This is a genomic window from Oleidesulfovibrio alaskensis DSM 16109 (assembly GCF_000482745.1).
Taxonomy (GTDB): Bacteria; Desulfobacterota; Desulfovibrionia; order Desulfovibrionales; family Desulfovibrionaceae; genus Oleidesulfovibrio; species Oleidesulfovibrio alaskensis.
Genome location: NZ_AXWQ01000013.1, coordinates 130825 through 147660, shown reverse-complemented (window position 1 = coordinate 147660; position 16836 = coordinate 130825). Strand labels below are relative to the sequence as shown.

The 16836-nt window shown below is 60.4% G+C and carries 17 protein-coding genes; 5 read left to right on the top strand and 12 right to left on the bottom strand.

Features of this window, described 5'->3' with window-relative positions; all coding sequences use genetic code 11:
• Window positions 1–934: 934 nt before the first annotated feature.
• Genes H586_RS20045 through H586_RS0109005 form a run of 3 tightly spaced genes read right to left on the bottom strand, consistent with a single transcriptional unit; the run spans window position 935 to window position 3099 of the window.
• A complete protein-coding gene (locus tag H586_RS20045; RefSeq protein WP_051363950.1) occupies window positions 935–2002 on the bottom strand; it encodes a tetratricopeptide repeat protein in 1068 nt (355 codons plus the stop codon).
• 9 nt (window positions 2003–2011) lie between these two features.
• Entirely contained in the window at window positions 2012–2596 is a 585-nt protein-coding gene (locus tag H586_RS0109010; RefSeq protein ID WP_011368571.1) for a hypothetical protein, read from the bottom strand.
• Between the two features lie 32 nt (window positions 2597–2628).
• Entirely contained in the window at window positions 2629–3099 is a 471-nt protein-coding gene (locus tag H586_RS0109005; protein WP_011368570.1) for a GyrI-like domain-containing protein, read from the bottom strand.
• Window positions 3100–3328: 229 nt separating this feature from the next.
• Between H586_RS0109005 and H586_RS0109000 the strand changes: the two genes are divergently transcribed.
• A complete protein-coding gene (locus H586_RS0109000) occupies window positions 3329–3604 on the top strand; it encodes an HU family DNA-binding protein (protein WP_011368569.1) in 276 nt (91 codons plus the stop codon).
• 138 nt (window positions 3605–3742) lie between these two features.
• Here H586_RS0109000 and H586_RS0108995 read toward each other — a convergent pair whose 3' ends face one another.
• Window positions 3743–5080: a glycerate kinase type-2 family protein gene (locus tag H586_RS0108995; RefSeq protein WP_011368568.1), complete on the bottom strand. Its 1338-nt coding sequence runs from the start codon at window positions 5078–5080 to the stop codon at window positions 3743–3745.
• A 182-nt stretch (window positions 5081–5262) separates the two neighbouring features.
• On the opposite strand from H586_RS0108995, the gene H586_RS0108990 reads away from it, so the two are divergent.
• Window positions 5263–5844, top strand: a complete 582-nt coding sequence (locus H586_RS0108990) for a BON domain-containing protein (RefSeq protein WP_011368567.1) — start codon at window positions 5263–5265, stop codon at window positions 5842–5844.
• A 160-nt stretch (window positions 5845–6004) separates the two neighbouring features.
• Here H586_RS0108990 and H586_RS0108985 read toward each other — a convergent pair whose 3' ends face one another.
• From H586_RS0108985 to fusA, 6 genes are all read right to left on the bottom strand, one after another.
• Complete coding sequence (locus H586_RS0108985) at window positions 6005–6160, bottom strand: rubredoxin (protein ID WP_011368566.1); 156 nt, start codon at window positions 6158–6160, stop codon at window positions 6005–6007.
• Between the two features lie 314 nt (window positions 6161–6474).
• Window positions 6475–7629, bottom strand: coding sequence for a KamA family radical SAM protein (locus tag H586_RS0108980; protein ID WP_027181869.1), 1155 nt, complete (start codon window positions 7627–7629; stop codon window positions 6475–6477).
• 568 nt (window positions 7630–8197) lie between these two features.
• The gene (locus tag H586_RS0108970) at window positions 8198–9310 is read right to left on the bottom strand and encodes a pyridoxal-phosphate-dependent aminotransferase family protein (RefSeq protein ID WP_027181868.1); all 1113 of its coding nucleotides are present in this window, start codon (window positions 9308–9310) and stop codon (window positions 8198–8200) included.
• Window positions 9311–9336: 26 nt separating this feature from the next.
• The gene (murI, locus tag H586_RS0108965; RefSeq protein ID WP_011368563.1) at window positions 9337–10194 is read right to left on the bottom strand and encodes a glutamate racemase; all 858 of its coding nucleotides are present in this window, start codon (window positions 10192–10194) and stop codon (window positions 9337–9339) included.
• The gene (locus tag H586_RS0108960; RefSeq protein ID WP_011368562.1) at window positions 10185–11087 is read right to left on the bottom strand and encodes a pyridoxamine kinase; all 903 of its coding nucleotides are present in this window, start codon (window positions 11085–11087) and stop codon (window positions 10185–10187) included. Before H586_RS0108960 ends, murI begins: the two co-directional genes overlap by 10 nt.
• Before the next feature lie 337 nt (window positions 11088–11424).
• Complete coding sequence (gene fusA / locus H586_RS0108955) at window positions 11425–13485, bottom strand: elongation factor G (RefSeq protein ID WP_011368561.1); 2061 nt, start codon at window positions 13483–13485, stop codon at window positions 11425–11427.
• 211 nt (window positions 13486–13696) lie between these two features.
• On the opposite strand from fusA, the gene H586_RS20040 reads away from it, so the two are divergent.
• Genes H586_RS20040 through H586_RS0108940 form a run of 3 tightly spaced genes read left to right on the top strand, consistent with a single transcriptional unit; the run spans window position 13697 to window position 14962 of the window.
• Window positions 13697–14251 (top strand): hypothetical protein, encoded by a 555-nt coding sequence (locus tag H586_RS20040; RefSeq protein WP_051363949.1) that lies wholly within the window; start codon window positions 13697–13699, stop codon window positions 14249–14251.
• 10 nt (window positions 14252–14261) lie between these two features.
• Window positions 14262–14621, top strand: a complete 360-nt coding sequence (locus tag H586_RS0108945; RefSeq protein ID WP_011368559.1) for a glutaredoxin family protein — start codon at window positions 14262–14264, stop codon at window positions 14619–14621.
• Window positions 14618–14962 carry a ferredoxin-thioredoxin reductase catalytic domain-containing protein gene (locus H586_RS0108940; protein WP_011368558.1) on the top strand — a complete coding sequence of 115 codons (345 nt, stop codon included), beginning with the start codon at window positions 14618–14620 and terminating at the stop codon, window positions 14960–14962. Before H586_RS0108945 ends, H586_RS0108940 begins: the two co-directional genes overlap by 4 nt.
• A 390-nt stretch (window positions 14963–15352) precedes the next feature.
• On the opposite strand, the gene H586_RS0108935 is transcribed toward H586_RS0108940, so the two are convergent.
• Window positions 15353–16153, bottom strand: coding sequence for an amidohydrolase family protein (locus H586_RS0108935; protein ID WP_027181866.1), 801 nt, complete (start codon window positions 16151–16153; stop codon window positions 15353–15355).
• 70 nt (window positions 16154–16223) lie between these two features.
• Window positions 16224–16637, bottom strand: coding sequence for an acyl-CoA thioesterase (locus tag H586_RS0108930; RefSeq protein ID WP_027181865.1), 414 nt, complete (start codon window positions 16635–16637; stop codon window positions 16224–16226).
• Window positions 16638–16836: the final 199 nt, after the last annotated feature.

Below are 16836 nucleotides of genomic sequence, written 5' to 3'. Positions count from 1 at the left end.
ACGCTGTTTGTTTGTGCAAACAGTGAAGAGATTCCTACTCCGGCAGACGGTGGACGTCAAGCCCTGTTGCGCAGAAAAATGCTTTCCGGTTTCCTATGATATGCAAGGCGCTCAAAAAATAGCGAAGGGAATGTGACAGCAGGTGATTCCGCATGACATCGTCTTCGGAGATGAGTCCGGCGCTGAGAATGCGGAACAGCGTGGAGCATACTCTGCTAGCGCGTGTTCCGCCGTGGCGGATCGGGGGCGGCCGGAGTGCCTGCCCTGTAGGCGTTGGCAGGCGGTGTGCTGTGCCCGCTATTGCCGGTATGTCCGCTGTGTCCGGTATGACAGGTACAGCGGCAGGGCCGGTGCGGCTGATGCGCCTGCCGCATGCTGCATGGCCGCACTCCGTCCTACCGGATGCCGACTGGCCGGATGCCGACTGGCCGCATGCCGACTGGCTGCATGAGCAGGCGCACGCGCGGCAAGTGTTACGCAATCCGGTGATGACCATGTATGGCGGTGCCTGTCCGTCTGACAGAAAATAATGGCACAAGCCTTGTGGCGGAGTATTCTGGAACAGTGTGAAAAGCGCCGCGTAACCGGCGGCGCGACTTTTACAGCCTTGGCAGCAGGCTGTGAAAGACGGGCGGTGGCAACACTGCCTTCATCCTCCTCCCTTGCACCGCTGGCCGTGTCCTTGCACCCCTTGGGACACGGCCAGCCGCTTTTCGGGCTGCCAAATGCTTCTGCCGCACTGGCTTCTTTGTTCCGGCAAACGGCAAAATCTGTCCGGGAAGACGGGCGGAAAACCGGCTGTGCAGCGTCGGGCGGAATCGTATGGAATCGGGCGGAGGCAGCCGGAAGGAAGCAGGGCTGCGCCCGGGCCTGCAGGCGTGGTGCCGGAACACATGGCGGTGCGTCTGAGGAGCCGGAGCTGACTTCTGTCAGTTTATTGTGCGGTCGTATCTGCAGAGCGGGGGGCGGTGCAGTAATTGCGGGTGCGCGCCCAGTGCAGACTTTCGCAGCGCCCCAGTCCGCAGGCCGTGCGGTAGTCTTCACACATGGCGGAAAAATTTTTGAGCACCAGATAGGCTGCTCCGCGTGATTGCCGGAACTGGGCCATCTGCGGCGCCAGACTGATGGCTGCGGAGTAGTCTTCCACAGCCAGTTCGGGCAGATGCAGTTTAAGGTAGGTTGTGCCGCGGCTGTGCCATGCACGGGCGAAGGCGGGGTCAAGCCGCAGCGCCGTGTCCTGATCGCCTGCGGCTTCCAGCGTCTGTCCCAGTTGAAAGCGTGCTTCACCCAGGGCATTCCACGGCAGCGGATTCAGTCCGTCTTTATCTATGGCCTCGCGCATGGTCTCCACCACTGTTTCCGGTGCCTGCCATACTCCGTCAGCCTGCAGCAGGGGCAGGGCCTGACGGTAAATCCGCATGCTGCGCAGTGACCGGATATGACGGTTGAAGGCTGCCTCGCGCCCGGGTGCGCGGTCTGCGGGAGAACGGCGTGCGGCGGCCAGCGCGACAAACTGGTTCAGGATGTTCTGCTCGCGTTTCAGGCAGGCGGCATACAGATGCAGCAGCATGGGCTGGCTGAGCAGCACCGTCGCCTGCAGAACAGTTTTTTCGGGGTGCAGGGCTGTCTCCATGGTCACGGCCGCCCCTGCGTCGTTCTCGTAGCCGAAAAATTCAGAGCCGGTTATATGCGCTTCCACCAGCGCGTCGGCCACCGGTCTTGCGGAAATTTCTTCAAATGCTCCGTCCAGCTGCGGCCGTGAAGCCAGCCATCGCGCCACCATATCCACAAGGGCATGGCGGGCCAGTACCGCTGCCGCCTCGTGCGCATTTTCTTCTGAAAGATCACCCCCGTACGGTTGCGCCACCGTGTGCGAAAAAGTCAGCGGCGCAGGGCCTGCGGGGGGCGCAGGCTGTGCATGCGCCGGACAGTGTGCCAGCAGAAAAAGCAGCAGTGCAAGGTGCGGGGCCCACTGGAGCCTGTCCGGCGCAGTAAAGAACACAGAAGCAGCCTATCTGCGCGTGGCGGCGACAATTTTATCGGCCAGAGGCGACACGATGTCTCGCAGGGCCTCGGTCATCAGTTCCTGAGTCGCGTCTTCAGTAGGCACAACCCGTCTGGTCAGCGAACCGCGCAGCGTTTCGGAAAAAACCTGTTCGCCGTCGCCGGAGGTCATGGTTACGGTCATTTCCACAGTGGTCTGGTAGTCGATGGCGCTTTTTTCTTCAATCCACACCTTGCGCAGCGTGCCGGTCACCACATACCCCTTGCCCTGTGCACTGGCGGGGTCGGTGACATAGCTTGCAAAAACGGGGCGCCGTGCCAGTTCCTGATACAGTGCGTCAGCTACCCAGTGTGCCATGCCTGAAAGCGGGGTAAAGCTGGTGCCGTCCTTGCGGAGTCCGGCGGCGGTGGTTTCGCGGGCATCGGCAAAGCGCACCACGATAACTTTGGCGGCGTCGGGACCGGGGGCGATGATGGGCGCCTGCGATGTATAGCGCAGGCGGACGTGTTCCGAAGGGCCGCAGGCGGAAAGCAGCATCGCGGCGGCGGTGATGCACACGAGCAGCGGCAGATGGAAAAGTGATTTCTTCACGGGGGTGTCTCCTTATGGGGCAGTCTTGCTTGCTACAAAGGGGCAAGAGGCAGGTACAGGCGTGTTGTCAGCAGTGCCGAAGGGGTGCGCACCGGGTTGCCCATGTATTGTTCCAGACAGGGCAGGGTTGCGGGGCACCGGCCGCTGAAGGGCAGCCAGTCCCAGAACAGACTGAGCCATATGGCCTGCACTTCATGGTAAGGGCCTTTATGTTCGGCCATGGCGTACTCGCACGCATCCATGCGCCGGGCAAACACGCTGCCGTCCAGCCGCAGGTCGGCAGGCACGGCCACCATGGCATCATACCGTATTTTTTCGGGCTGTGTGATATGAATATCGTCATGCATGATACCCCAGTAGCTTAGCTCCGCGCCGGATTTTTCCATGCGCGCCAGCCACGGGGCCAGCGTATTCCACGCTTCCGGCGCTGAAACACTGTACGGCCCGTACGCGCGGATACCCGCAACAGTGAAGGCGCTCAGCATGACAACACGTATATCCATGACAACCTCTTGCGCTTTTTGCCTCTATACACCACACTGCGGCGTTGTCCAACAGTCAGGCGTTTTGAGGACGGATTCGTGAGAAATTTGCGTAAAGTGGCCCCTGTTGCGAGTTTGCGGTTGACAAGAGACTGATGGTCTGAAAGAAGGGCTACCTCGTGATATCGCCTTTTCAGGCGGCGCCCGGCGTACGCCTTAATTTAACGTCATATAGAATCGGAGATTGAAAATGACCAAAGCTGAACTGGTTCAGAAGATTGCTGCCAAAGCCGGTATGAATTCCAAGACCCAGGCCGAATCTGCTCTGGACGCCACCATTGCCGTTATCACCGAAGCGCTGAGCGCCGGTGATTCCGTGACCTTCACCGGTTTCGGTTCTTTCAAGGTTGCCGAACGCGCCGCCCGTAAAGGCCGCAACCCCCGCACCGGCGAAGAAATGACCATTCCCGCCAGCAAAGTGGTGAAGTTCACCCCCGGCAAGGCTCTGAAAGACGCCGTTAAATAAGCAGTCTTTCCGGAACCGGAATGCATGAACGCCCCGCTTTGCGGGGCGTTTTTTATTTATGTCTGTGGCGGTCCGCTCCGGCGGCGGAGTCAGGCCATGCGTGCGCCGCACGCGAAACACCGTGTGCACGGCGGCTGCTCAGGCCGCGTCGGGGCATTCTACCAGCAGCAGTGCCATATCCATAACGTTGGTCAGCGTGGGACCTGTTTTCAGCAGGTTGCCTGTTTTTTCCAGAAAAACATAAGAGTTGTTGTCGGCCAGACATGCTCCGGCATCCAGCCCGCAGCAGCGTGCGGCATTCAGCGTGGCCGCACAGGCAAAGCCGCCTGCCGCATCCGTGGGGCCGTCGCTGCCGTCCGTGCCTGCGCACAGCATGGTAATGTTGTTGCAGTCCTGCAGGTGCATGGCTCCGGCCAGTGCCATTTCCTGATTGCGTCCGCCCAGACCTGCACCGGTTATGGTTACCGTGGTTTCGCCGCCTGCCAGCAGGCACACCGGACCGGAAAGCGGTTCACCCGCGCAGAGCTGCCGTGCGGCTGTCACCAGTTCTTTTGCTTTTTCCCGTGCCTCGCCGGTCATGGTGCTGGTCAGTATGCGCGGTGTATATCCCTGCCGCGCGGCTTCCTGCGCTGCGGCTTCCAGTGCCTGCCTGTTGTTGGCCACCAGTACGTTGTGCACGCGGTCAAACGCGGCATCGCCCTGTGCCGGAGTTTCGGGCACCCTGCCGGCCGCGCCCTCTTCCAGTCTGCGGGTTATGGCTGCGGGCATGCTGTGCCGCAGTCCGTATCTGTCAAGAATGCCGAGGCACATTTCATATGTGGAAGAATCCGGCGATGTGGGCCCCGATGCAATGACATCCAGATCGTCACCCACCACGTCGGAGATTATCAGCGCCACCAGCGTGGCCGGACTGGCTGCAGCGGCCAGTCTGCCGCCGCCGAAGACAGACACGTGTTTGCGGATGGCGTTGATCTCGTGGATGGTGGCGCCGCATGCCAGCAGCCGTTGCGTGGCTGCCTGCCAGTGGGCAAGGCATATGCCGTCGGCCAGTGCCGGGGTCAGTGCGCTGGCGCCGCCGGTAAGTACACACAGCACCAGATCGCGGCCGGTGGCGGATGCGGCAAGCTCCAGCATGCGTCTGGCTGCAGCTTCTCCGGCGGCGTCGGGCACCGGGTGCGCAGCCTCGTACAGCGTGATGCGGCGCAAGGGTACCGTGTGTCCGTATTTCACGCATACAGCTCCCTGCGTGATGCGCTCGCCCAGCAGTTGCTCCAGTGCTGCCGCCATGGGGGCCGCGCCTTTGCCGGCGCCGGTCACCAGAATACGGTCATAGTCATCCAGATTGTATGTTCTGTTGTCGATGTGCAGCAGGTTGTCCTGTACCTGAACATGGCGGTGCACGGCCCTGTCGGGCGCCACGGCCTGCAGGGCCGCATCCAGCAGGCTGCGCAGCACTGCTCTGGGATTTTTTGTCATCAGTATTCTTCCTGTTGCGGCGATGGCCGCCGGTATGTGTGCGGGGCGCTTATGGTAGCTGCGGGAAGTCCGGCCGGTCAAGAAATCCGCTGTGCGGAACAACGCCCGCGCTGCGGGTGACACAGGCTGTGTGCCGTGCTACTACACGGTCAACGTAAGACAGACAAAAGGAATCCGCTGATATGAGATATTATACCGTGCTGCGTCGTTTTTTTGTTTCCGCCATGCTGCTGACAACTGTGCTTGCGCTGCCGGGCTGCATGGGCGGGGGGCTTTTTTCTGCAGACAGTTCCGCTGCGGATGCCGTTCCCGCGTATGCCCGCAATGAAAAAGCCGAACAGGCCGTGCGTGCGGCACTGGCCGCGCTGGGCGACAGAGCGGCGGGGCTGACGGTGTATGCATGGCAGGACACCGCGTTCATTATAGGAGAAGCGGACGATGACACCTTTGCGCAGGTGGTGCGTGAGGCGCGCAGGGCTCCGGAAATAAGCGCAGTGGCCGGTTACGTGTTTCCGCCTGCCGGTGATGCGGCAGACGTGCACGATAACGCGCTGGCAGGCAGGGTTATGGATGCGCTTTCCGGCGTGGAAGGGCTGGATATCTCCGCACTGGTCGTTGATACTGTGCGCGGCGATGCGGTACTGATGGGCCCCGTGCCTTCCGGTGCCGGGGCTGCGCAGGCCGTGGCGGCAGCCCGCGCCGTGGAAGGTGTGGGACAGGTGCGGTCTTTTCTGCATGTGCAGGACGGAATGGGGCGCGACTGAGCAGGGCGTAAGAAACGCACGGCATTCATCGTCGCCTGTGCACGCTGTGCGTGAGGGGCAGACTTTTGCCGTGGCGGTGCCGCGGCATGCTGTCCGGCACGGGGCGCAAAAAAAGCCGCCTTCCGGCTGGAAGACGGCCTGACACGGTGCATGCGCCGGTCTAAACTTTTTCAAAAAATTCTTTTTCCGCGCCGCACAGCGGACATACCCAGTCTTCGGGCAGGTCGGCAAAAGCGGTTCCGGGCTGAACACCGTTTTCGATGTCACCCACTTCGGGGTCGTAGACATAGCCGCAGGGGCATTCGTATTTATCCATCATATTCTCCTGTGTTTGCGGGGTTCTGCGTTGAACATGAAGACGTACCCGCGTTCGCGCCGGCAGGAAACAAGACCCGCCTCGTCCGGAGCGCTTTTTCAGCACGGTGCTTGAAAGGGGCAGCTTCCAGTCTCTGTCCCATAGCTTCCGGTTTGCAGTATTGTCAATGAAATCCGCCCGAGCGGCACGGGGCCGTACCGCAGTTCAGACAAACACCCGAAAAGGCCGCATTCTGTGATGAATGCGGCCTTTGTCTTCGGTAACGGCTGATTGTATGGTCAGCCGCGGAATCCGTAACGAAGGTGATGTCGGGACTATGCGTCGCGGCTGCTGCGGCTTCCCCAGCCGGGTATGCCTTCCATCCTGCGGGGCATGCCTTTACCGGCAGGAGCGGTGTAATCATCCAGCCAGGTAGCGGCAGGATTGCGCGGAAAGCTGAGCAGAGAACCGGAGTGGGCCGGATTGGGCGTCCGGTGGCGGCGGAATACCACCTGATCGTGAGTTACCGAGACCACTTCGATTTTGCCGGTGGCGTGCGACATGGCATAGCGTACACGCTTGGCGGGGCCGCTGAGCGTTTTCTGCGCTTTCTGCAGTATGTCGTATCCTTCCTCTATGGGCACCGTGAAGTGTCTGTTGCCTTTGGTGGGACGGCAGACAAACAGGTAATAAGGCGGCACACCGGCTCCCGCCAGTTTTGCGAACAGTTCCGACAGCGTTTCGGGGCAGTCGTTCACGCCGCGCAGCAGCGGTGTCTGATTGGTCATTATGATGCCGGCGCGCTGCAGGGCGTCAACGGCTTCCAGCGCCAGCGGCGAAAGTTCGCGCGGGTGATTGAAGTGTGTCTGCATGTACAGCTTGCGTCCGGGTCTGGAATACCGCGAAAGCAGCTCGAGCAGGCGGGTATTGCCGGCGATGAGACCGGGGTCGAAGACGGGCATGCGCGACCCTATGCGGATGAACTGCAGATGGTCTACGGTGTCCAGACCTTTGAGGATATGTTCCAGTTCAGCCAGGGGCAGCAGCAGCGGATCGCCGCCTGAGATGAGAACGTTGGTAATTTCTTTGTGCGCCCTTATGTAGGCCAGCGCTTTTCCGGTGTCCGGCACGGGCGGTGTGCCGCCCTCCATGAAAATGCGCTTGCGGAAGCAGAACCGGCACAGTCCGCCGCAGGCTTTGCCTGCCAGCAGAATGGCCGTGTCGCGGTATTTGTGCTGCATGCCGGGCACGGCGGTGTAGCGGGCCTCGTCAGAAGGATCCAGTTCGCCCCAGTCCTTTGTCTCGTCGGGGTGCGGCACAATGATGCGGCGGATGGGGTCGGCCGGATCATCCCAGTTGATAAGCGAAAGATAGTAGTCGTTGGCCCTGAATGCGTAATATTCCATCACAGGCCGCAGCGCGCGGGCTTCCTGTGCGTCGAGGGGCAGTGAGTTGATACAGCTCGTGTACGTAGCGTGCTGACGGGTCATGGGCAGTCTCCTTGGGGCGTTGTGTACGCGGCAGCGCACGGGCAACGCATGAGCGGCATGTCTGGGACAGGCCGGCGAAGCCGGAAAACCGGCTGTGCAGCATGAACGTATGCGAAATCGGGCTAACCGCCGGAACCTGCGCGCGAAGGCAGAACCGGCGGTCACGGATAAAAAAAGCGGTTTATGATGCCGCTGGATGAAAAGGCAGGTGAACCGTCTTTGTATATGACAGGTCTGTGCCGTGTGACCTGCGGGAGGAACGCAGAGAGAATGCGCGTTCCCCGTTGTGTGCAGGCAGCACCTTAGAAAAAATAAACTTGATAATCAAGCTTTATTTTGCCGGACACGGCGGGCGCTACGGGCTGTTTTCATGCGGCAGAACCCGGCGTGGGCCGGTTTTTGGGCCGCCATGACCGGCAGATGGCACTGAAACTGCCGTGCGCCGCACGGCGCAGAGATGGATTGCGGACCGCTTTTGCCTGCGCGCGGCCGGCGCGGGAGTGAAAAAAAGTCCGGCGCAGCTTGTACGCCGTGCCGGACATTTTTTCAGATAACCATGTGCGCAGAGTCAGCGGCGGGATGCCGCCGGACCCTGTTCCAGCACCTGCGCCATGACCTGCAGGGCTTTTTCCATCAGCCGGGGGTGTGCCTGTGTACCCATATGCCCCAGCCGGAACACCTTGCCCGCCATGGGGCCGAAGCTGCCTGCGGCGCGCAGACCGCGTGCGGCAAGCGCCTGCAGCCATGCAGCGCATTCCCAGCCTCGGGGAACAAGTGCCGCGGTTACTGTGGGTGAATTCACAGCGTTTTCAGCGGTGAACAACCTGATGCCCATCTCCTGCAGACCGTCGCGGCATTGCCGGGCCACATTGCGGTGCCGCGCAAAAACCTGTTCTGTTCCTTCGGCAACAATGGCCGCGGCGGCGGCATGCAGCGCCGCCGTGCCGTGCCAGTACGGGGTATACGGGCAGCGGCCGTCGCTGTGCACTGTACGGAAAGGTCCCAGTGCGTCGTAGCCCTGATAGGCCCGCTGTTCCACTGCCTCCCATGCGGCGGGGCTTACTCCCACAAAGGCCATGGAAGGCGGTGCGGAGAGGCATTTCTGCGAGCCGCCGAGCAGCAGGTCCACATGCCAGTCGTCGGCCATTACGGGAGCGCCGCCAAGGCTTGCCACGGCGTCAACATAGAAAAGCGGAACATTCATGGCTGCTTTGAGCCTGCCCAGTTCTGCCAGCGGGTTCAGCGTGCCGGACGGCGTTTCACAGTGCACAGCGGTGATCATGCGCGGCCTGAAACGGTCGACAGCCTCTTCCACGGCGGTCAGGTCGTCCAGCGTGGCGTTGAAGGGCAGTGTGATTTTGCGCACTTCGCAGCCCAGACCGGCGGCCATGTCGCCTATGCCGTCGCCGAAGACGCCTGTGGCCACGCTGAGCACCCTGTCACCGGGAGCCAGACAGCTCTTCAGCGCTCCCCACAGGGCCAGCATGCCTTCGCCGGTCATTATCACCATATCGTTGCCGGTACCCGCCAGCGTGCCCAGCAGTTTCTGCGTGTCTGCATACAGCTGCAGGTAGGCAGTTTCTATCTGTCCTGAACCGTAATCACGGCCCATGGCCGCCAGTGCATCGGGGTGCAGGGTGGTGGGCCCCGGAACCATGGGAATTTCAGTGTAAGCGTTCATGCCGTATCCTCCGGCGTTGCCGGTTGTTACAGGTCCACCAGTTCCACTTCGTCGGGGGCGACCGGAGTACCCAGAAAAAGACCGCCGGTGCGTGAAAAACGGGGAACATCGTCCGTGGCCATAAATCTTGTCTCACCGCATTCAGTGGCCCGGCGCTCCAGACCTCTGGCGCGCAGTTCCGCCTCCACCGCTTTTGCAGTGATGGCCGCGCTGTCCACTATGGTCACTCCGTCACCGATGACATTGCGTATGGCACCGGCCAGCAGCGGAAAATGAGTGCAGCCCAGCACCAGACAATCCGGTGTTTCCGGCCTGCCGGAACCGGAGGCGGGATGAAAGATGGGGTTCAGATAGCGGGCGGCTATGCCTTCGACCAGCGGGCCGTCCAGCCAGCCTTCTTCGGCCAGCGGCACAAACAGGGGGCAGGGCGCGCCGGTGGTCTGGGCATCCGGTCTGATGGCGTGGATGGCACGCTCGTACGCGCGGCCGCGAATGGTTGATTCCGTGGCGATAACCGCAATACGCCCCGTGGCGGATGCCCGGCAGCTGGCCTGTGCGCCGGGCTGGACCACGCCTATGACCGGAATGCCCGGATAGGCGTTGCGCAGCGGCTCAAGAGCCGTGGCACTCACGGTGTTGCAGGCCACCACCAGCAGCTTTATATCTCTTTCGACCAGTCTGGCCGAAGCCTGCAAGGCATAGCGGGTGACCGTCTCGGCCGATTTTGTGCCGTAGGGCAGCCGGGCGGTATCGCCCAGATACAAAATGCTTTCACAGGGCATGCGGCGGCGCAGTGCCTTGAGCACGGTCAGGCCCCCCACGCCGGAGTCGAACATGCCGATGGGCAGGTCACGGCGGGAATCGCAGCCGGATTCTATCTGCATGCGCACTGCTCCCCGTCGTTGTCCAGCAGCTCAAACGAACTGCTGGTGACCGGCGCTCTTAGTGTATCAAGCACCCGTTCCAGCAGAATACCGTCGCGGCTTGGCAGGTTGTGCCCGAAGGTGGCTCTGATGCCCATGGTGACAAACTGCACGGCGCGGTCCATGGCTATGGGCAGGCTGTCGCCCTGCAGCAGCGCGCCGGTGACCACGCTGGCAAACGTATCACCCGTTCCCGGGTAATGTGCCGGAATATATGAGCAGTCTACTTTCCAGAACCGGTCATGCCGGCGGTTGTATGCCATAACAGCGCTGCGCCGTTCATCACCGTGCACCGGCACGCTGGTGATGATGGCTATGGATGGCCCCATGGCTGTGAGGCGGCGCAGCCAGTCTTTCACCGTGCTTACAGTGGCTTCGGTGGTGTACTTTTCGTCCAGCAGAAAGGCCGCTTCCGTAAAGTTGGGGGTTATTATGTCTGCCTTGGTGACCAGCCAGCGCATGCGGTGAACCATTTCAAGCGTCATGGTGGGCTCCATTTCGCCGTTGTCGCCCATGACGGGGTCCACCACCGCAAGCCCGTCCGGAGTGCGGAACATGTCGATGCAGCGGGCCACGATGTCCACCTGTTCCGGCGAGCCCAGAAAACCGCTGTAGACGGCATCGAACTTGAGGTTGAGCGACTGCCAGTGGTCAAGGATGGAATGCATCTGTTCCGTCAGGTCCACAAAGCTGAAGTTTTCAAAACCGGACGTGTGGGTGGACAGCACCGCCGTGGGCAGCGGGCAAACCTGAACGCCCATGGACGAAAGTACAGGCATGGCCACGGTGAGCGAGGTGCGCCCGAAGCCGGAAAGATCGTGTATTGCCGCCACGCGCGGCACTGGGGTGCGCATTATAGGAACGTCTCCGTTGGATCGGTTGCGTTGAATGTTCGGGGCCGGCGTTTGTGTGCCGGTATCCTGCCACGGGGCATAAGCCCGCGGACGGGCAAAAGCAACATGAGCGGAGCAAAAAAGCAAGCAGACAGAAAAACACTCTGCCGCGGGAACGCAGGCATGGCGGGAGCGGGGGAACGGCAGGGCGGCATCTTGCGGCAGCGGTTTAAAAAAACGTACGCCGTGTGCTGCCGTGTGCTGCACGGGGGCTGTCGCGGCAGGGGATATCACACCCCGATACAATGCATGCGGCCGCCCGGAGGCGGCCGCGTGGATGTCGTTGAAGCAATGCAGATCAGGCTGCTGCCTGCTGGCTTTCTGCCACCACCTTTTCGGTGATATGGGGCGGAGCTTCCTCGTAATGATCGAATTCCATGGTGAACACGCCCTGTCCGCCGGTCATGGAACGCAGATCGGGGGCATAGCGCATGATTTCATTCATGGGGATGTGCGCTTTGATTTCCGTTATGCCGGCTGTGGAGTCGGAGCCAAGCACTTTGCCGCGGCGGCTGGAAAGGTCGCCGATGATGTCGCCCATGTATTCATCCGGCACAGACACGCTGACCAGCATGACGGGTTCAAGCAGTACGGGGCGGCATGATTCCATGGCTTTTTTAAAGGCAAGCGATCCTGCGATTTTAAAGGCCATTTCCGAAGAGTCCACCGTGTGGTACGACCCGTCGTACAGACGCACCTTGAAGTCCACCATGGGATATCCGGCAAGATAGCCTCTGTGGGCGGCCTCCTGAACGCCTTTATCCACAGCGGGTATATACTGGCGGGGAATGGAACCGCCCACGATGGCGTCTTCAAAGGTGTACCCTGCTCCGCGCTCCTGCGGGCTGATTTCCACCCAGCAGTCGCCGAACTGCCCGCGTCCGCCGGATTGTTTCTTGTGTCTGCCCTGCACCTGCGCTTTGCCCTTGATGGTTTCGCGGTAGGGCACCTTGGGCGTTTTCAGCACAATGTCCGCCTTGTAACGGCGGCGCGCACGTTCCACGGCGGTTTCTATGTGCATCTGCCCCATGCCGGAAAGCAGTATGTCTCCGGTTTCTTCGTCTCTGTTCAGACGCAGGGTTATGTCTTCATCAAGCAGTTTGTGCACGGCCGCGTATACTTTGTCTTCATCGCCTTTTTCCTGCGGGGCCAGCGCATAGGTGATAAGAGTGGGGGGCATATGCGGGCGCGCCAGCGCAAAGGGTGTTTTTTCTTCGCACAGTGTGTCGCCGGTACGGGTGTTTTTCAGTTTGGCCACGGCAATAACGGCACCGGGTTCAAGAGCTTCCTTGCAGGGGGTCTGCTCTTTGCCCACAAGGCACAGCGGTGTGCCCACACGCTCGTTTTCTTCTCTGGCGGGGTTGTACAGCGTGGTGTCGGGCTTCAGCGTGCCGGAAAGAATACGCAGAATACTGAGCTGCCCTGCAAAGGGGTCGGCCAGCGTTTTTATGACAAATGCAGACACCGGCCCGTCGGGAGAGGAGACGCGCTCGTTGCCTTCTTCGTCAAGCCATGCCGCGCGGTCCAGCGGCGAGGGGAAAAGACTCTGGATGAGGTCGAGCACCTGCGCGCCGCCTTTGTTTTCCAGTGCCGAACCGGCAGCAACCGGTATCAGTTCGCCTTTCAGTACGCCTTTGCGCAGGGCAGCGTGTATTTCTTCGTCTGTCAGTTCACCTTCTTCAAGGTATTTTTCCATAAGCTCTTCATCGCTTTCCGCGATGTTTTCCACCATGGTTTCGCGCAGGGCCTGTATGTCGTCTGCCATGTCCGCGGGTATGTCAGCTTCGGTCACACTGCCGTTTTCGCCGAACAGCAGGGCCTTGCCTGCCAGCACATCGGCCACCCCGCGAAAGTTTTCCTGCTGCCCCACGGGAGAATAGAGCAGAACGGGTTTGATACCCAGTATGTCGGACAATCCCGCAAAGGCCATGTCGAAGTCGGCTCTGTCGCGGTCGGTCTTGTTGATGAAGACCATGGCGGGCAGACCGGCATTTTTCACGGCGTTCCACAGTTTACGTGTCAGGGGGCGTACTCCGTCCACGGCATCGACAACAAAAACGGCGGCATCAACGCCGGCCAGCAGGTAGTTGATGTCGCCGATAAAGTTGTTATCGCCGGGGATGTCAGCAAGAAAGTGCCGGTTCTTGTTCCATGAAAATGTCGCAAAAGCGGGCTGTATGCTGCCGCGCCGCTTCACTTCCTCCGGCTCGTAATCAAGGCAGCTTGTTCCGTCCTCGATTTTTCCCATGCGGCTGACCGCGCCGGACTGGAAAAGAAGCATTTCCGCCAGCGAGGTCTTGCCGCTGCCTCCGGTGCCGACCAGGGCATAGGTTCTTTGATTTTCAAGCGCTCTGGACATGTAGCTCTCCCTTGTAACGTGTGTATCGTGGGAATAGCCCCTGCGCGCAGGGGTTTTGTCCTTTTGCTCAGTGCAGCCCTTTTCCGGTGCTGCGAGTCTAATGCATAGAGAGAGTTAGAGAAAGATGTCAAGCCCTGTGCACAAATCAACCTACTGGAAAAACAAATCGGTTCGATATAAGACGGTAAGATAACCGCATACCGGAGGACGGATGTACATCAATCTGCTGTTGGGAGTGCTGTTCGTTGTTGCCGTGATAATGCTGATACGGGCATGGTGGCAGGAACGCAGACCCGCACGCGAGCTGCTGGAAGAAGAACTGCGCCGCAGACGCGAACGAGAAAAAGCACCGGAAGCGGCGGCCCGCAGACTGCGGGAACTGGGCGTGGAGCGGCTGAAGCCCGTGCTGCGGGCCGTGGAGGACATGCGCAACGCACTGCCGGAAAACACACGGTTTACCTGCATGCTTGATGAAGACGGGCTGCGTATTGAGCTGCCTGCGGCAGAGGGCAGAACCGTGACGCTGCTTGTGCGGCACCGGGTGCAGGCTTTTTCGCTCGACCGCGGCACGCGCGGGCTGGAAGAAGCATTGCTGGAGCATGAGCGTTTTGTGCTGTCGCATCCTGAACATGCCGGCAGGGGAGAAAGCGTGGCGCGCGATCAGGATGAGTGCATACGCATGGTGGCGCGTGAACTGGCGCATGAACTGGCACATGAACCGGCGCATGAACCGGCGCATGACCCCGCGGGAGAACCTGAGCAATAGCTGCGGTGACATGGGAACGCAGGCACTGCCGTGTGCCTGCATTGTCATCTGTTCCGGCCGCTGCTATGTTGCCGGTGATATCAACCCTCTCAGAAAAGGAAGCACCATGGCGGAAAACAGCGACGTGCGACTGTATGCCCTGTCCACCTGCATCCATTGCAGAAAATGCAAGGAATTTCTTGAAGAGCATTCCGTGCCCTTTGAGTGCGTCTATGTGGACATGCTGTCCGGCGATGAACGCAGTGAGACCATTTCGTTCATCAAAAAACACAATCCCAAACTTTCGTTTCCCACGCTGGTCATAGACAACGGCGGCACGGTGATTGTGGGCTTTCACAAAGATCAGATCGAGGAGGCTCTGGACTTATGAGCAAAACCATGACTCCGGAAACCCTGTACGAAATGCTCAAAAAATTTCAGGAGCCCAAAGGCTTTTATTTCAACGCGGACATGGGCATGACCATGCCGTTGCTCGAAAGCCTGCTGCAGACCAAGGAACGTTACGGTTACATGGCCTGTCCCTGCCGTCTTGCGCTGGGTGAATACGAAGCGGACAGAGATATCATATGCCCCTGCGTGTACCGCGAACCGGATATGGAGGAGTACGGGGCCTGTTTCTGCGGACTGTATGTGACAAAGGAATGGAACGAAGGCACCATAGAACACAAGGTGGTGCCCGAGCGTCGTCCGCCGGAAAAACTGCTGGGCTGACGTCTCCGTTCCGCAGGCGGCAGATTGTGTCCGTGCGTTCATGGTGCAAGGTACGGAGACTGCCGCCACTGTGACGGCAGGGCGGGGGACCGGTACATGCCTTTGCCGGTTGTCTGCCGCTGCCTTTCGTATGCCGTTTGCGGCTGCCGTGTCGCCCCGGTGCTGCCGCAAGGTATGACGCGCCCGGCGCAGACGGGCCGCCACCGGTGCGCCGGTGGCTTTTCATAACGTCCGTATGGCGGTTATGCTGTTGTTGCCCCAAGCACCGGCGGTACAGTGCAGGTTTGCCCGCCGGTATGTGCATGCCTGTATGTCAGACACAAAAAAACACCGCATTCATTAAGGATGCGGTGTTTTTTTGTGCAAGGTTCCCATGCGGAACGCAGTGTTTCAGTACTGCGCCCTGAGCCCCAGTGCCAGCGCACCGTTGCCCATGAGATCGGCCAGAGCGCTGTCGCTGATGCCCAGCCGTTTCCGGAGCATTTTCTGTTCCGATGCAGGATCAAACAGCGGCCAGTCACTGCCGAAAAGCCATTGTTCACGCGGGTGCTTTTTCCATAGACCGTGCAGGGTGTCATCGTCGATGAACGCCAGTGAGCTGGAAGTATCCATGTAGACGTTTTTGCCCGCCAGTGCTTCCAGCGCATACTTCCAGTGGCGGTAGCCGCCCATGTGTGCGGCGATGAACCGCACGCGGGGAAATTTTTTAATCAGTGCCGCCAGCTTGTACGGGCATGAAGGGTTTTCATCGGGCGGCAGTGCGTCGCCGATGTGACACATGATCATCATGCTGTCGCCGATGGTTTCAAAAATAGGTTCCAGCCGCGGGTCATCCAGCCAGAACCCCTGAAACTCGGGGTGCAGCTTGATGCCGCGTATGCCGTGCGCCTGCAGACGCTTCAGCTGTGCCTCCCATTCTTCATAATCGGGATGGATGCTGCCGAATGCCACGGCACGGGGGCAGGTGAGGCTGAGCGCCATGGCAAAGTTGTTGGCAGGCACAACCTGTGCCGCAGCGGTGGCCGCGTTGTGCACCACATAGCCGTCCAGTCCGGCTTTGCGGGTTACCGCATCAAGATCTTCCAGCAGGCCGGAGCCGCTCATGGTGATGCCGTAGTGGCTTTCCAGCTGGGCCACGGCTTTGGAGGCTATTTTGGGATGAAACGCGTGGGTATGTATATCAAGCAGCATGACAGTAAGAGTGTGGCCGCTGCCTCCGCGGTAAACAGCGGGGCGCGGGCGGTTTGGCGTAGCGGCGGGGTTACGCTGTGAACAGGGCGCGGAGCCATTCGGGAACGGAAACGGGTCGCCCGGTGCGGTTTACACAGGCGTGCTGCGTGCTGCCCGTGCACAGCAGAACGGTTTTATCCTCGTTCCAGATTTCATACACAAACGTCAGTGATGCCCTGCCCCATTGCGAGATACCGGTGCGGATGCGCACCAGATCATCAAAGCGGGCGGGACGGCGGTAGCGGCAGGCCGCTTCGCGCACGGGCAGCATGATGTCTTTTTCTTCCACCTGCGCATAGCTCATGCCGCGGGCGCGGATGAACTCGCTGCGGGCCCGTTCGAAAAAGTGCAGGTACTCGGCATAGTATACAACGCCCATGGTGTCCGTCTCACCATAGGATACGCGGTGTGCGAGCCAGGTTTCCGGCGCGGGAAAGTCGGTCATGGGCATACTCCTGAATGCGTCCCTCATGGGATGCGTCGGGCAAAGTGGTTACATACCCCAAGCCGCCGCATGTGGCAAAGTATGAAAAGAGCTGTCTTTTAATGGTGTGGTGCGCTCCTGTGCGCATGCGGCACTTCATACATGTAAAAAAAAGCCGCGCCCGCCGGTGGGGGGGCGCGGCGTACGGTCAGAACTGCGT

What these genes read in the sequence shown, in the direction of transcription:
- H586_RS0108995 (WP_011368568.1), bottom strand. Translation starts at nt 5,080, where the DNA reads ATGACAAAAAATCCCAGAGCAGTGCTGCGCAGCCTGCTGGATGCGGCC.
- H586_RS0108960 (WP_011368562.1), bottom strand. Translation starts at nt 11,087, where the DNA reads ATGCGCACCCCAGTGCCGCGCGTGGCGGCAATACACGATCTTTCCGGC.
- murI (WP_011368563.1), bottom strand. Translation starts at nt 10,194, where the DNA reads ATGCAGATAGAATCCGGCTGCGATTCCCGCCGTGACCTGCCCATCGGC.
- H586_RS0108935 (WP_027181866.1), bottom strand. Translation starts at nt 16,153, where the DNA reads ATGCTGCTTGATATACATACCCACGCGTTTCATCCCAAAATAGCCTCC.
- fusA (WP_011368561.1), bottom strand. Translation starts at nt 13,485, where the DNA reads ATGTCCAGAGCGCTTGAAAATCAAAGAACCTATGCCCTGGTCGGCACC.
- H586_RS0108980 (WP_027181869.1), bottom strand. Translation starts at nt 7,629, where the DNA reads ATGACCCGTCAGCACGCTACGTACACGAGCTGTATCAACTCACTGCCC.
- H586_RS0108985 (WP_011368566.1), bottom strand. Translation starts at nt 6,160, where the DNA reads ATGGATAAATACGAATGCCCCTGCGGCTATGTCTACGACCCCGAAGTG.
- H586_RS0108970 (WP_027181868.1), bottom strand. Translation starts at nt 9,310, where the DNA reads ATGAACGCTTACACTGAAATTCCCATGGTTCCGGGGCCCACCACCCTG.
- H586_RS0108990 (WP_011368567.1), top strand. Translation starts at nt 5,263, where the DNA reads ATGAGATATTATACCGTGCTGCGTCGTTTTTTTGTTTCCGCCATGCTG.
- H586_RS0109000 (WP_011368569.1), top strand. Translation starts at nt 3,329, where the DNA reads ATGACCAAAGCTGAACTGGTTCAGAAGATTGCTGCCAAAGCCGGTATG.
- H586_RS0108940 (WP_011368558.1), top strand. Translation starts at nt 14,618, where the DNA reads ATGAGCAAAACCATGACTCCGGAAACCCTGTACGAAATGCTCAAAAAA.
- H586_RS0109005 (WP_011368570.1), bottom strand. Translation starts at nt 3,099, where the DNA reads ATGGATATACGTGTTGTCATGCTGAGCGCCTTCACTGTTGCGGGTATC.
- H586_RS0108930 (WP_027181865.1), bottom strand. Translation starts at nt 16,637, where the DNA reads ATGACCGACTTTCCCGCGCCGGAAACCTGGCTCGCACACCGCGTATCC.
- H586_RS20040 (WP_051363949.1), top strand. Translation starts at nt 13,697, where the DNA reads ATGTACATCAATCTGCTGTTGGGAGTGCTGTTCGTTGTTGCCGTGATA.
- H586_RS0108945 (WP_011368559.1), top strand. Translation starts at nt 14,262, where the DNA reads ATGGGAACGCAGGCACTGCCGTGTGCCTGCATTGTCATCTGTTCCGGC.